Consider the following 14,013-nt stretch of genomic DNA (forward strand, 5'->3'; position numbering starts at 1 on the left):
TGGGGTGTTGCAACACCCCAGAACGTCAGTGATCCCAGCAGATGCTGGGATTCCTACGGCGACGCCACGTGAGCAAGGAGCGCGCCCGGCGGCGAGCAGAACGCGAGGTGGCGCAGGCGGCCGAGGCCGAGCGTCGTACGGCGGCCGCCGAGCGCGAGGCCCGTCGTGACGTGCGTCGGGAGCGGCTGACGGGCTGGCTGCCGAGCAGCACCCCGGCGCCGGGACGGCAGCGCGGCGCGCTGGCCGAGAAGCGCCGGCGTCAGGTGCTCGCCACGCTCGCGCTGCTGGTGGTGGTCAACCTGCTGCTCTTCGCCGTGGCCCGCGACCCCGCCCTGAGCGGCCTGCTCCTGGTGGCCAGCGTGCTGGGCGCCCCGATCGTGCACATGATGATGTTCCGGAGGACCTGATGAGCACCTACCTCGATCTGCTGCCCGCCGTCGACATCGCCGGCGGCCAGGCCGTCCAGCTGGTCCAGGGGGTGGCCGGCTCGGAGAAACGCTTCGGCGACCCCGTCGAGGCCGCCCTGCGCTGGCAGGAGGCGGGTGCGGAGTGGATTCACCTCGTGGACCTCGACGCGGCGTTCGGCCGCGGGCACAACCGCGAGCTGCAGGCGCAGATCGTCGGCGCCCTCGACATCCAGGTCGAGATGAGCGGCGGCATCCGTGACGACGAGTCGCTCGAGGCGGCGATGGCGACCGGCTGCCGTCGGGTCAACATCGGCACCGCCGCGCTCGAGCAGCCGGAGTGGTGCGCCCGCGCCATCGCGACGTACGGCGACCGCGTGGCGGTCGGGCTCGACGTGCGCGGCCGCACGCTCGCCGCGCGCGGCTGGACCCGCGAGGGCGGCGACCTCTACGAGGTGCTGGCGCGCCTGGACTCCGAGGGGTGCGCGCGCTACGTCGTCACCGACGTCAACAAGGACGGCATGCTGCAGGGGCCCAACCTCGACCTGCTGCGCGCGGTCTGCGAGGCGACCGAGAAGCCGGTGGTCGCCTCCGGCGGCGTCACCACCCTCGACGACATCGCCGCGCTGATGGAGCTCGTGCCGGTCGGCGTCGAGGGCGCCATCGCGGGCACCGCGCTCTACGAGGGGCGCTTCAGCCTCGAGGACGCGCTCGCACTGACCCGCGGAACGTCGGCGTGAGCCTCGCCGTCCGCGTCATCCCGTGCCTCGACGTCGACGGCGGCCGGGTGGTCAAGGGGATCAACTTCCAGCAGCTGCGCGACGCCGGCGACCCCGTGGAGCTGGCCCGCACCTATGACGCCGAGGGCGCCGACGAGCTGACCTTCCTCGACATCTCGGCCTCGCACGAGGGGCGGGCGACCACGATGGAAGTCGTGTCGCGGTGTGCCGAGGAGGTCTTCATCCCGCTGACCGTCGGCGGGGGAGTCTCGAGCGTCGCCGACGTCGACCGGCTGCTGCGTGCCGGGGCCGACAAGGTCGCGGTCAACACCGCCGCGATCCGCCGTCCCGATCTCGTCGCCGAGATCGCCGACCGCTTCGGCAACCAGGTGCTCGTGCTCTCCGTCGACGCCCGCCGGGCCGCGGAGACCGACTCCGGCTTCGAGGTCACCACCCACGGCGGGCGCCAGTCGGCCGGGCTCGACGCCGTCGCGTGGGCGTCCCGGGCGGCCGAGCTCGGCGCGGGCGAGATCCTGCTCAACGCCATGGACGCCGACGGCACCCAGGACGGCTTCGACCTCGCCCTCATCGAGCAGGTCCGCGCGGCGGTGAGCATCCCGGTGATCGCCTCGGGCGGGGCGGGTCGCCTCGAGCACTTCGCGCCCGCGGTCGACGCCGGAGCCGACGCGGTGCTCGCGGCCACGGTGTTCCACTTCGGGACCCTGCGCATCGGAGAGGTCAAGAAGTCCCTGGAGGAGGCCGGTCACCCCGTCCGATGATGGGCCGGTGACCAGCTACCAGGACGTCAACCGCCTCGTCTGGGACGAGCGCGCCGCCGCCCACGCCGCCTCGCCCGACTACGCCGTGGCGGCGTTCCGCGACGACCCGGAGCACCTCTCCGACGTGGTGCAGTTCGACCTGCCGCTGCTCGGTGACGTCAGCGGGCTGCGCGGGGTGCACCTGCAGTGCCACATCGGCACCGACACGATCAGCCTGGCGCGACTCGGGGCCACCATGACCGGCCTGGACTTCAGCGCCGCCTCCGTGGCCCAGGCGCGCGACCTCGCGACCGCGGCCGGGGCCGACGTCGCCTTCGTCGAGTCCGACGTCTACGCCGCCCGCGAGGCGCTCGACGGCGACTTCGACCTCGTCTTCACCGGCATCGGCGCGCTGTGCTGGCTGCCCAACGTCGAGCGCTGGGCCGCGACCGTCGCGAGCCTGCTGGCCCCGGGCGGGCGGCTGTTCATCCGCGAGGGCCACCCGGTGCTGTGGGCGCTCGGCGACCCGACCGAGCCGGGCCGCATCGAGCTGAGCCACCCCTACTTCGAGCTCGCCGAGCCCACCGTGTGGGACGAGCCCGGCACCTACGTCGAGACCGACGTGGAGTTCGAGCACACCGTCACCCAGGAGTGGAACCACGGCATCGGCGAGATCCTCACTGCCGTCCTCGGGGCCGGCCTGCGCATCGACACCTTCGTCGAGCACCACTCCGTGCCGTGGGAGGCGTTCCCGGGCCACATGGACGCGATCGGCGAGGGTGAGTTCCGGCTGTCGGTCCGGCCCGAGCGGCTCCCGCACAGCTACACCCTGGTGGCGACCCGGGTCTGAGTCTCAGGCCGAGAGGTCGGCCTCGCGCAGCCGCTGCAGGTTGGCCCGGTCGCCGAGCCACTCGAGGTCGGCGAGCTCGGTGCGCCCCGACAGCATCAGCACGAGCTCGGAGGGCCGGCCGATCACCTCCGCCGGTCGGTCGCCCCCGAGCAGCGTCAGCGACTGCGCGGGCACGTCGGAGCGGCGTACGACGAGCGGCACGCCGGCCCTGCGCGCCACCATCCGTCCGAGGAAGCGGAGCTGGGCCCACAGCGTGTCCTCGTCGCCCTGGGGCAGCTCGCGCGGGGACCAGCCGGCCTGCCCGCGTCGCAGGTCCTCGTGGTGCACGACGTACTCCACCGTGTTGGCGAGCCACTCGACCCCCGGCAACCGGAACGGCGTCAGTCCGACCCCGCGCAGGCTCGCCACCGACTTCTCGAACGGCGCCGCGGCGGTCCTGGCCATCGCGCGCTCGGTGAGTCCCGCGAGCGGCGGCACCGCGATGCCGACGCCGGCCAGCGGGGAGCGCTCGCGCACCAGCAGGTGGGCGACGAGGTCGCGGGCGGTCCACCCCTCGCACAGCGTCGGCGCGTCCGGGCCGAGCCCGAGGGCGAGGTCGCAGAGGGCGTGGCGTTCGCGGCGGGCGAGGTTCACGGTCGTCCGGTAACCGAAGGTCTCGACGACGCTCGCTGGCGCTCACTGCTCGACCAGCGGGCCCCCGAGGAAGACCGGGTTGTCGGTGGCCGGGAATACCGTGGCGCAGCGCTCGGGTTGTCCGAGGGTTGCGAGGAGGACTGTGACTGTCGAGCAGGAGACCCACCCTGACGAGCCAGGGCTGGACGGGGACGGAGCGTCCCGGGCGGCGACGACCCGTGAGGGGTTCGGCGTCATCTGGGTGGCGATCAAGCGTGAGCCGGGCGTCTTCGCCCTCTCGACGGTCGGGAGCATGCTCTTCGGCCTGCTCACCGTCGCCGACGCGTGGGCGCTGGGGTGGTCGACCGACCACGTGCTGACGCCGGCGTTCCGCGACGGCGAGATCGGCACCAGCATGCTCGTCGCCGTCTTCGCGATCTTCGTCGGCATCGCCCTGCTGCGTGCGGTCGGCATCGTCGCCCGAAGGCTGTTCGCCGGGATGATGCAGTACCGCATGCAGGCGCACAGCCGCCGCGCGGTCACCCGTCAGTACCTCACCCTCCCGATGGAGTGGCACCAGCGCCACCCCACCGGCGAGCTGCTCAGCAACGCCAACTCCGACGTCGAGGCAGCCTGGGGGCCGATCGCACCGCTGCCGATGGCGGTCGGCACGGTCGTGATGATGGCGATCGCCATCGTCCAGATGTTCGCCGCCGACCTGGTGCTGGCCCTGGTCGGCCTGCTGGTCTTCCCGGCGGTCATCGTCGCCAACCTCGCCTACCAGCGCCTCGCCTCCCCGCTCATGACCCGCGCGCAGGAGCTGCGCGCCGAGGTCAGCGAGATCGCCCACGAGTCCTTCGACGGCGCGATGGTCGTCAAGACGCTCGGGCGCGAGGGCGAGGAGACCGAGCGGTTCGCCGCCAAGGTCCACGAGCTGCGCGACGTCAACATCCGAGCCGGTCGCATCCGAGCGGCGTTCGACCCGACCCTCGCCGCGCTGCCCAACCTCGGCGTGCTCGTCGTGCTCGGGATCGGCGTCGAGCGCGTGCTCGGCGGCAGCACCGACGCCGGCGCGGTCGTCACCGTCGCCTACCTGCTGACGATCGTCTCCTTCCCGATCCGCTCCATCGGCTGGCTGCTGGGCGAGTTTCCACGCAGCGTGGTCGGCTTCCGGCGCCTCAGCACGGTCCTCGAGGCCGAGGGCGAGATGCCGTACGGCGACCGCTCGGTGCCCGACGTGCCCGGGACCGGTGCGCGGCTCGAGGTCGGGGGGCTGGCCTACTCCTACGTCGCCGAGCAGCCGCTGCTGCGCGACGTGAGCTTCACCGTCGAGCCGGGCCGCACCGTCGCGATCGTCGGCGCCACCGCCTCGGGCAAGAGCACGCTCACCGCGCTGCTGACCCGTCTCGTCGACCCCGACCGGGGCCGCATCACCCTCGACGGCGTCGACCTGCGCGACCTCGACCGCGGCGAGCTCGCCCGGGTCAGCGGCGTCGTGCCCCAGACGGCGTTCCTCTTCGACGACACCGTGCGCGGCAACGTCACCCTCGACGCCCGGGTCGACGGCATGCCGCTCACCGACGACGACGTGTGGGAGGCCCTGCGCGCCGCGCAGGCCGACGGGTTCGTCGCGGCCCTGCCGCACGGTCTCGACACCCAGCTCGGCGAGCGCGGCACCTCCCTCTCGGGCGGTCAGCGTCAGCGCATCTCGCTGGCCCGCGCCCTGGTGCGCCGTCCCCGTCTGCTCGTGCTCGACGACGCCACCTCGGCCGTCGACCCGGAGGTCGAGGCGCGCATCCTCGCGGCGCTGCGCCACGGCCCGTCCGACACGACGCTGGTCGTGGTCGCCTACCGCAAGGCCACCATCGCGCTGGCCGACGAGGTGGTCCACCTCGAGGACGGTCGCATCGTCGACCGCGGCACCCACGCCGAGCTGCTGCGCCGCAGCCCGTCCTACGCCCGGCTGGTCAACGCCTACGAGCAGGCCGAGCCGGGCGACGCCCCGGTCTCGGTGGAGGTCGGCTCGTGAGCACCACCGTGAAGGCACCCGCCGACGCGACCGGGACCGCCGCGGCCGCCCGCTCCGGCACCGCCATGGACTCCGGCGAGGAGATGGCGGCGCTCCAGACCCTCCGGCGCGGGGTGCAGATCAGCCCCGAGCTCAGGGAGGGCATCGGCTGGACGCTGGTCCTGGCCGTGCTGGCCTCCGTCGGCCAGGTCATCGTGCCCGTCGTCGTGCAGCAGACCCTCGACCGCGGCCTCGGCGCCGACGGCGGCCCGGACGTGTCCTTCGTGGTGTGGATGGGCGTGATCGCCGCTGCCGCGATCGCGCTGACCTCCGGCGCGTCGTACCTCATGACGAGCCGGCTCTTCCGCACCTCCGAGCGCGGCCTCGCGACGCTGCGGATCAAGGCGTTCCGCCACGTGCACGACCTGCCGCTGCTCACCCAGAACACCGAGCGCCGCGGCGCGTTGGTCTCACGCGTCACGAGCGACGTCGACCAGGTCAGCCAGTTCCTGGTCTTCGGCGGGCTGCTGTTCGTCGTGAGCGTCGGGCAGGTGCTGATCGCCACGATCGTGATGGCGATCTACTCCTGGCAGCTCGCGCTGGTCGTGTGGATCGCCTTCGCGCCGCTGTTCCTCTCGATCCGGTGGTTCCAGCGCAAGCTCTCGGAGGCCTACGGCGTGGTGCGCCGCCAGATGGGGTCGATGCTCTCGGCGATCTCCGAGCCGGTCGTCGGCGCCGCGGTCGTGCGCTCCTACGCCGTCGAGGCCCGCACCCAGGCCCGCATCGACGAGGCCATCGACGGGTTCCGGGCCGCGAGCACCCGCGCCCAGCGCTTCACGGTGGTGTCGTTCTCCCTCGGCGGCATATCGGCGGGCCTCGCCAACGCGGGGGTGATCGTCATCGGCGTGCTGCTCGGCTTCGCCGACCAGATGACGATCGGCACGGTGCTGGCGTTTGCCTTCCTCGTGACCCTCTTCGTCGGGCCGGTGCAGATGGGCACCCAGATCCTGACCGACGCCCAGAACGCCATCGCCGGCTGGCGCCGCGTCATCGGCATCCTCGAGACCCCGGCCGACCTGGTCGACCCGGGGGAGGACGGCGAGACGCTGCCGCGCGGCCCGGTCGACGTCCGCTTCGAGGGTGTCTCGTTCGCCTACCCCGGCGGTCCGTTCGTGCTGCGCGACATCGACCTCGACATCGCGGCGGGTCGGCGCGTCGCGGTGGTGGGCGAGACCGGGTCGGGCAAGTCGACGGTGGCCAAGCTGCTGACCCGGCTGATGGACCCCACCGAGGGCGCGGTGCTGCTCGACGGCGTCGACGTGCGCCGCATCGCCGCGCGGTCCCTGCGTCGCTCCGTGGTGCTGGTGCCCCAGGAGGGGTTCCTCTTCGACGACTCGATCACGGCCAACGTCCGCTACGGCGATCTCGACGCCACAGAGGCCGACATCCTCGCCTCCGCCGACGAGCTCGGGCTCAGCGACTGGCTGGCCACGCTGCCGGCCGGGCTCGCGACGCAGGTCGGCCAGCGCGGTGAGTCGCTGTCCGCCGGTGAGCGTCAGCTCGTCGCGCTGCTGCGCGCCCACCTCGCCGACCCCGACCTGCTGGTGCTCGACGAGGCGACCAGCGCGGTCGACCCGGCGCTCGAGATGCGCATCGGGCGCGCGCTCGAGCGGCTGATGTCGGGACGCACCTCCGTCACGATCGCCCACCGGCTCTCGACCGCCGAGTCCGCCGACGAGGTGGTGGTCGTCGACCGCGGGCGCATCGTGCAGCGCGGCCCCCACGCTGAGCTCGTGCACCAGGAGGGCAGCGTCTACGCCGGCCTCCACGCCAGCTGGGTGGCGCAGCAGGGGGCGTGACCCGCGCCACGGGCGCTCGTTGAGGTCACATGACCTCGACCCGTCGTGTGCTCGTCGCCCTCGCCACGCTCCTGGTGCTCCCCGCCCTCGTGCTGGGACTGCTCCCCGGTGCCGCCGGCGCCGGGACGCCGGGGGAGCGGTTGAAGTACGTCGCCCTCGGCGACTCCTACAGCGCCGCCTCCGGGGTGCTGCCGGTCGACCTGACCTCCCCGGCGTGCCTGCGCTCGACGCGCAACTACCCGAATGTCGTCGCGAGGACGATCGGCGCGCGCCTGACCGACGTCACCTGCGGCGCAGCGGAGACGCGACACTTCAGCGAGCCGCAGTACCCCGGCGTCGCGCCCCAGCTCGACGCCCTCGACGCCCGCACCGACCTGGTCACGATGACCATCGGCGGCAACGACAGCTCGGTGTTCATCGGCGCGATCGCGGCCTGCGGGGCGGCGGGCCTCACCACGCTCGGCACCGGCAGTCCGTGCCGCGACACCTACGGCACCTCCTTCGAGGACACCGTGCGCACCACGACCTACCCGGCGCTGGTCTCCGCGCTGCAGGCGGTGCAGGCGAAGGCCCCGCACGCCCGCGTCGCCATCCTCGGCTACCCGTGGATCACCCCGGCCTCCGGCTCCTGCTATCCGCAGCTGCCGGTCGCCCGCGGCGACGTCGCCTACCTCCACTCGCTGCAGACCACCCTCAACGACGCCGTGCGTCGCGCCGCCGCGGCCACCGGGGCGACGTACGTCGACCTCGACCAGGCCTCGACGGGCCACGACGCCTGCCAGGCGATCGGCACCCGCTGGGTCGAGCCCGTCGTCGGCACCACCAACCCCGTGGTCGTGCACCCCAACGCCCTGGGCGAGCGCGAGATGGCCGCCGAGGCGATCCGCCAGCTCGGTCTCTGACCGCAGGGCGGGCGCCACTGGTGGCGCGGCGCGGCTTCGGGCACTGTCGGGGCATGACTGCTGATGAGGCCACCCGGGCCAAGGCCACCGAGCTGCTCCGCCTGCACCAGGACGAGAAGCTGCTCACCGTCGTCAACGTGTGGGACGTCGTCTCCGCCACCACCGTCGCCGCCGTCGAGGGCACCATGGCGCTCGCCACCGCGAGCCACTCCATCGCCTCGTCGTTCGGCTACGAGGACGGCGAGAACATCCCGCTCGACCTGATGCTCGAGCAGGTCGAGCGGATCGTCGACGCCACCGACCTGCCGGTGACCGCCGACCTCGAGGGCGGATACGGCAACGCCGCGGAGACCGTGCGCCGCGCCATCGGCCTGGGCGTGGTCGGCGCCAACATCGAGGACCAGCTCAAGCCGCTCGCCGAGGCCGCGCGCCAGGTCGAGCAGATCGTCAAGGTCGCCGAGGAGGAGGGCGTCGACTTCGTCCTCAACGCCCGCACCGACGCCTTCGCGCTCAACCGGGAGGGCGACCCGGACGAGAACCTCGCCAACGCGATCGAGCGCGGCAAGGCGTTCCTCGACGCGGGCGCGCCGGTGGTGTTCGTGCCGGCGATCCTGAGCGAGGAGCAGATCCTCGCCCTCGTCGACGCCTTCGGCCCGCGCCGGCTCACCACGATCGGCATCCCCGGCCTGCCCCCGCGCGACTGGCAGGAGGCCCACGGCGTCGCGCGCACGTCGTACGGCCCGCTCTCGCAGAACGTCGCCCTCACCGCCCTCCAGGAGCTCGTCGAGGAGGTCCACCGCGGCGGCGGCGTGCCCTCGAACATGCGCATCCTCAACTGAGGACCGGGCGTCGCGGCCGAGCGCCACTGGCCCGTCCGTCGACAGTCGAACATCCGGGACGCCAGGGGGTCCCGGATGTTCGACTGTCGATCTCGCGCGCCCGCCTCCGTCCCACGCGGAGGGAGGCGGGCGAGATCGTCCCGGACCGGGAGATAGGGTCAGGCCCACCCAGGGCGAGGGAGCGGTGATGGCGGAGGCAGGGCTCGACGACCAACCGGTCGTGCCGGTGTTCTTCCTGTCCGACTCGACGGGCATCAGCGCCGAGACGATGGGCAACGCGCTGCTCATCCAGTTCCCCGACCTGCGCTTCGACCGGACGCTGTTCCCGTTCATCACCACGGTGCAGGAGGCCCAGCGGGTCGTCGAGGTGCTCGACGCCGCGATGGACGGGCCGGTCACCCCGCTGGTCTTCATCACCGCCGCCGACGACACGGTGCGCGACGAGCTCGTGAAGACCCGGGCGCCCGTCATCGACTTCTTCGCCCTGCACATGGACCGCGTCGAGGCGGTGCTCGGCCAGCGCGGCCTGCACGAGGCGGCCCGGCTCCACGGCGTCGGCGACATCCGCAACTACAACGACCGGATGGCCGCGGTCGAGTTCACCATCGAGCACGACGACGGCCAGAGCCTGCGTGTGCTCGAGAAGTCCGACGTCATCCTCATCGCGCCGTCCCGGTGCGGTAAGACGCCCACCAGCATGTACCTCGCGCTGCAGCACGGCCTGTTCGTGGCCAACTACCCGCTGGTCGACGAGGACCTCGAGTCCACCGACCTGCCGCGCCCCCTCCTCGACTTCGCCGACCGCTGCGTCGGCCTCTCTACGACCGTGGAGCGGCTCAGCCGGGTCCGCAACGAGCGGCGCCCCGGCTCGCGCTACGCCAGCGCCGAGCAGTGCCGCTGGGAGCTGCGCCGCGCCGCAGCGCTCTACGAGGCGCACCGCATCCCCGCCATCGACTCCTCGGCCCGCTCGGTCGAGGAGATGGCGACCCTGATCGTGCAGAGCCTGAAGCGCAACCGGAAGAGGGATCGATGAGCGACAACGTCAGGTGGTTCTCCGAGCTCGGCATGGGCGACGTGGAGGAGGTGGGCGGCAAGAACGCCTCGCTCGGCGAGATGGTCTCCAACCTCTCCGACCTCGGCGTCCGGGTGCCCAACGGCTTCGCGACCACGTCGTCGGCCTACCGGCACTTCATCGGTGACACCGGGCTCGCCGACCGCATCTCGGGGCTGCTGCGCGACCTCGACACCGACGACGTACGCCGCCTCGCGGAGGTCGGCAAGGAGATCCGCGGCCTTGTCATCGGCCAGGAGTTCCCCGACGACCTCGAGCAGGACATCCGCGAGGCCTACGACCAGCTCGTCGAGGAGATGGACGACGCCGGCGAGCCGTCGTTCGCCGTCCGCTCCAGCGCCACCGCCGAGGACCTGCCCGACGCCTCCTTCGCGGGCCAGCAGGAGACCTTCCTCAACGTGCAGGGGATCGACGCGATCCTGCACGCGATCCGCGAGGTCTTCGCCTCGCTCTACAACGACCGCGCCATCGCCTACCGCGTCCACCACGGCTTCGAGCACGACGCCGTTGCCCTGTCGGCGGGTGTGCAGCGCATGGTGCGCTCCGACATCGGCGCCAGCGGCGTCATGTTCACGATGGACACCGAGTCCGGCTTCACCGACGCCGTCTTCGTCACCTCCGCCTGGGGGCTGGGCGAGGGCGTCGTGCAGGGTGCGGTCAACCCCGACGAGTTCTACGTCTACAAGCCCGCGCTGCGCGAGGGGCGCTCGGCGGTGCTCAAGCGCGGCATCGGTGACAAGGCCACCAAGATGGTCTACACCGACGACCCCACGGTCGGGCGCACCACCGAGTTCGTCGAGACCTCCCCCGAGGAGCGCCGGCGCCTCAGCCTCACCGACGCCGAGGTCGAGGAGCTCGCCCGCCACGCCCTCACCATCGAGGAGCACTACGGCCGCCCGATGGACATCGAGTGGGGCAAGGACGGCGTCGACCACGAGCTCTACGTCCTGCAGGCCCGACCCGAGACCGTGCAGTCGCGCGTGAGCGGTGCCCTCGAGCGCTACAGGATCGACAAGGCCACGACCAGCGGCGCCGACGTGCTCGTCGAGGGTCGCGCCATCGGCCAGAAGATCGGCGCCGGCGCGGTCCGGGTGCTCACCTCCGTCGAGCAGATGCACGAGTTCAACGCCGGCGAGGTGCTCGTCGCCGACATGACCGACCCCGACTGGGAGCCGATCATGAAGCGCGCCTCCGCGATCGTCACCAACCGCGGCGGACGCACCTGCCACGCGGCGATCATCGCCCGCGAGCTCGGCATCCCGGCCGTCGTCGGCACCGGTGGTGCCACCCGCGAGCTCGCCGACGGCCGCGAGGTCACCGTCTCGTGTGCCGAGGGCGACACCGGCCTGGTCTACGACGGCGCGCTGGAGTTCGACGTCGAGCGCACCGAGCTCGACTCGATGCCCGACCTGCCCGTCAAGATCATGATGAACGTCGGCACGCCCGACCAGGCCTTCGCCTTCTCGCGCCTGCCGCACCGCGGCATCGGCCTCGCGCGGCTCGAGTTCATCATCAACCGCCAGATCGGCATCCACCCCAAGGCCCTGCTCGACCTCGAGCGTGACCCCGACTCGCTCGAGGCGGGCGTGCGCGCCGAGATCGAGGAGACGATCCGGGCCTACCCGGGCCCGCGGGAGTTCTTCGTGCAGCGCGTGGCCGAGGGGGTCTCGATGCTCGCCGCGGCGTTCGCGCCGTACCCCGTGATCGTGCGGATGAGCGACTTCAAGTCCAACGAGTACGCCAACCTCGTCGCCGGCCCCGCCTACGAGCCGCACGAGGAGAACCCGATGATCGGCTACCGCGGTGCGTCGCGCTACCTCTCCGAGGACTTCGCCGAGTGCTTCGCGATGGAGTGCGAGGCGCTGCGCCACGTGCGCGACGACATGGGTCTCACCAACGTCTGGGTGATGATCCCCTTCGTCCGCACGCTGGCCGAGGCCTCCGGGGTCATCGACCTGCTCGGGCAGCACGGCCTGCGCCGGGGCGAGAACGACCTCAAGGTCGTGATGATGTGCGAGGTGCCGTCCAACGCCGTCATCGCCGAGCAGTTCCTCGAGCACTTCGACGGCTTCTCGATCGGCTCCAACGACATGACCCAGCTGACCCTGGGCCTCGACCGCGACTCGGCGCTCGTGGCCGGCGGCTTCGACGAGCGCGACCCGGCCGTGCTGCACATGCTCGAGCTGGCCATCAAGGCCTGCAAGGACCAGGGCAAGTACGTCGGCATCTGCGGCCAGGGCCCCTCCGACCACCCCGACCTCGCCGCCTGGCTGCTCGAGCAGGGCATCGAGTCGATGTCGCTCAACCCCGACACCGTCGTCGACACCTGGCTGAAGCTGGCCGGGCAGGGCGTCGACTGACCGCCTCGATGGACGGGCTCGTCGGGCTGGTCAGCGGTTGCGGCGCCAGATCTCGGCGTTGAGCGCGGTCGCGAAGCCCGTCCACGCGACGTACGGCGCGAGCGCGGCGGCAGCGGTGCCGTCGCGCTTCGCCGTCTCGCGCAGCAGAGCGACGTTGAGCGCGTCGAGGGCGACGATGGTGACCAGCCCGCCGCGGGTCGACTCGCGCGCGAAGAACGCCCAGCACCACCACGCGTTGACGGCGAGGTCGGTGCCGACGAGGGCGAGGTAGCGCTCGCGGCCCTCCGGGCTCGCCTCGGCGGCGCGGCCGGTGCCCCACCCGATGAGGGCGTAGAGCGGGGTCCACACCAGCGGGAAGGCGACCGGCGGCGGCTGCCAGGAAGGCCGGTCGAGGGTGGTGTACCAGCGGCTGTCGGGCTTGGTTCCGAGCGAGCCGACGACGGCGGCGGCCGCGGTGAGGGCCGCAGTGACGAGGCGTGGGCGCATGTCCGAGCGGTACCCGGACGCACAGGGGGGCGGGACCCGGGTGGGTCCCGCCCCGCTGGGTGCTGCTGCTCGGGGTGGTGGTCCGGCGACGGCTCAGGCGGTGATGGCCTGGTGGTCGTCGCTGGGCGTGCTCAGCTGGATCTTGCGCGGCTTGGCGCGCTCGGCGACGGGCACGACGAGGCGCAGGACGCCGGACTCGTAGCTCGCCTCGATCCTGTCGAGGTCGAGGTTGTCCCCGAGGACCAGCTGGCGGCTGAACGCGCCGCGGGTGCGCTCGCTTGCCAGCATCTCCCAGTCGCCGTTGCGGCCCACGCGCTCGGCCCTGACGGTCAGGACGTTGCGCTCGACGTCGAGGTCGATGCTCTCGGGCGAGACGCCCGGCAGGTCGAACTCGATGACGAAGCGGTCGCCCTCGCGCCACGCGTCCATCGGCATGACGGCCGGACGGCTGGTGGTGCCGAGCAGCTGCTGGGTGAGACGGTCGAAGTCACGGAACGGGTCGGTGGTGCGGAGCAGCATGGTCATCCTCCTGAACTGTGTCGACTGGACTGAGGTCGAGGGGCCGTGGGAACCGGCCCACATCTGTATCAACGAGTACAGGTTTGTTGTATTCCAATGGCGAGGTAATTTCAAGTCGTGCCCGCGAGCTCCTCGACCAGCGCCGTCTTCGCCATCTCGGTGGCCGCGCGCAAGGCCTCGATGGAGATCCAGAACCTCCGCGTCTACGAACGCCGCGGCCTCGTCTCCCCGGCCCGCACCGACGGCGGCACGCGGCTCTACAGCGAGGCCGACGTCGACCGCCTGGTGCGCATCGGCGAGCTCCTCGCCGAGGGGCTCAACCTCGCCGGCATCGCCAAGGTGCTCGAGCTCGAGCGCACCGTCGAGCGCCTGCGCGCCGACAACCGCCGCCTCCGCGCCCGCTGACCCGGCGCGAACTGCTCTCAGACGTACGCCGACCCGGCGCAGATTGCTGTCCCACGTACGCCGACCCGGCGCGAAGTGCTGTCAGAGGTGCGTCGACCCGGCGCAAAGTGCTGTCAGACGTGCGCCGGGTCGGCGCCGTTCGACTCGCAGTTTGCGCCGGGTCGGCGTGGTTGGACTCGCAGTTTGCGCCGGGTCGGCATACGCGCAGCAGCACTTTGCG

At 72.2% G+C, this 14,013-nt stretch carries 14 protein-coding genes; 11 read left to right on the forward strand and 3 right to left on the reverse strand.

What is annotated here, in order from left to right:
* Positions 1–68 precede the first annotated feature (68 nt).
* Genes GRQ65_RS16190 through GRQ65_RS16205 form a run of 4 tightly spaced genes read left to right on the forward strand, consistent with a single transcriptional unit; the run spans position 69 to position 2,731 of the window.
* On the forward strand, positions 69–407 hold the full coding sequence (locus GRQ65_RS16190) for a hypothetical protein (protein WP_160879021.1): 339 nt from the start codon (positions 69–71) through the stop codon (positions 405–407).
* The gene (priA, locus tag GRQ65_RS22890; protein ID WP_160879022.1) at positions 407–1,144 is read left to right on the forward strand and encodes a bifunctional 1-(5-phosphoribosyl)-5-((5-phosphoribosylamino)methylideneamino)imidazole-4-carboxamide isomerase/phosphoribosylanthranilate isomerase PriA; all 738 of its coding nucleotides are present in this window, start codon (positions 407–409) and stop codon (positions 1,142–1,144) included. Before GRQ65_RS16190 ends, priA begins: the two co-directional genes overlap by 1 nt.
* Positions 1,141–1,902 (forward strand): imidazole glycerol phosphate synthase subunit HisF, encoded by a 762-nt coding sequence (gene hisF, locus GRQ65_RS16200; RefSeq protein WP_160879023.1) that lies wholly within the window; start codon positions 1,141–1,143, stop codon positions 1,900–1,902. The genes priA and hisF overlap by 4 nt, the downstream gene beginning before the upstream one ends.
* Positions 1,903–1,909: 7 nt before the next feature.
* Positions 1,910–2,731 carry a methyltransferase domain-containing protein gene (locus tag GRQ65_RS16205; protein ID WP_160879024.1) on the forward strand — a complete coding sequence of 274 codons (822 nt, stop codon included), beginning with the start codon at positions 1,910–1,912 and terminating at the stop codon, positions 2,729–2,731.
* Positions 2,732–2,734: 3 nt separating this feature from the next.
* On the opposite strand, the gene GRQ65_RS16210 is transcribed toward GRQ65_RS16205, so the two are convergent.
* Positions 2,735–3,364 carry a TIGR03085 family metal-binding protein gene (locus GRQ65_RS16210; RefSeq protein WP_160879025.1) on the reverse strand — a complete coding sequence of 210 codons (630 nt, stop codon included), beginning with the start codon at positions 3,362–3,364 and terminating at the stop codon, positions 2,735–2,737.
* Positions 3,365–3,506: 142 nt separating this feature from the next.
* Here GRQ65_RS16210 and GRQ65_RS16215 point away from each other — a divergent pair, with 142 nt between their 5' ends.
* From GRQ65_RS16215 to ppsA, 6 genes are all read left to right on the forward strand, one after another.
* Complete coding sequence (locus GRQ65_RS16215) at positions 3,507–5,372, forward strand: ABC transporter ATP-binding protein (protein ID WP_337191792.1); 1,866 nt, start codon at positions 3,507–3,509, stop codon at positions 5,370–5,372.
* On the forward strand, positions 5,369–7,210 hold the full coding sequence (locus tag GRQ65_RS16220; protein WP_337191793.1) for an ABC transporter ATP-binding protein: 1,842 nt from the start codon (positions 5,369–5,371) through the stop codon (positions 7,208–7,210). Before GRQ65_RS16215 ends, GRQ65_RS16220 begins: the two co-directional genes overlap by 4 nt.
* A 29-nt stretch (positions 7,211–7,239) precedes the next feature.
* A complete protein-coding gene (locus GRQ65_RS16225; protein ID WP_160879026.1) occupies positions 7,240–8,112 on the forward strand; it encodes an SGNH/GDSL hydrolase family protein in 873 nt (290 codons plus the stop codon).
* Between the two features lie 53 nt (positions 8,113–8,165).
* Positions 8,166–8,951 (forward strand): isocitrate lyase/PEP mutase family protein, encoded by a 786-nt coding sequence (locus GRQ65_RS16230; RefSeq protein WP_160879027.1) that lies wholly within the window; start codon positions 8,166–8,168, stop codon positions 8,949–8,951.
* A 187-nt stretch (positions 8,952–9,138) separates the two neighbouring features.
* The gene (locus GRQ65_RS16235) at positions 9,139–9,984 is read left to right on the forward strand and encodes a pyruvate, water dikinase regulatory protein (protein WP_160879028.1); all 846 of its coding nucleotides are present in this window, start codon (positions 9,139–9,141) and stop codon (positions 9,982–9,984) included.
* The gene (gene ppsA / locus GRQ65_RS16240) at positions 9,981–12,383 is read left to right on the forward strand and encodes a phosphoenolpyruvate synthase (RefSeq protein ID WP_160879029.1); all 2,403 of its coding nucleotides are present in this window, start codon (positions 9,981–9,983) and stop codon (positions 12,381–12,383) included. Before GRQ65_RS16235 ends, ppsA begins: the two co-directional genes overlap by 4 nt.
* A 30-nt stretch (positions 12,384–12,413) precedes the next feature.
* Here the strand turns inward: ppsA and GRQ65_RS16245 are convergent, their stop codons facing one another.
* Entirely contained in the window at positions 12,414–12,869 is a 456-nt protein-coding gene (locus GRQ65_RS16245) for a TspO/MBR family protein (RefSeq protein WP_160879030.1), read from the reverse strand.
* 93 nt (positions 12,870–12,962) lie between these two features.
* Entirely contained in the window at positions 12,963–13,388 is a 426-nt protein-coding gene (locus tag GRQ65_RS16250; protein ID WP_160879080.1) for an Hsp20/alpha crystallin family protein, read from the reverse strand.
* A gap of 117 nt (positions 13,389–13,505) precedes the next feature.
* On the opposite strand from GRQ65_RS16250, the gene GRQ65_RS16255 reads away from it, so the two are divergent.
* A complete protein-coding gene (locus tag GRQ65_RS16255) occupies positions 13,506–13,793 on the forward strand; it encodes a MerR family transcriptional regulator (RefSeq protein ID WP_337191794.1) in 288 nt (95 codons plus the stop codon).
* Positions 13,794–14,013: the final 220 nt, after the last annotated feature.

Origin of the sequence: Nocardioides flavescens (genome assembly GCF_009823805.1) — a bacterium.
GTDB classification, from domain to species: Bacteria; Actinomycetota; Actinomycetes; order Propionibacteriales; family Nocardioidaceae; genus Nocardioides; species Nocardioides flavescens.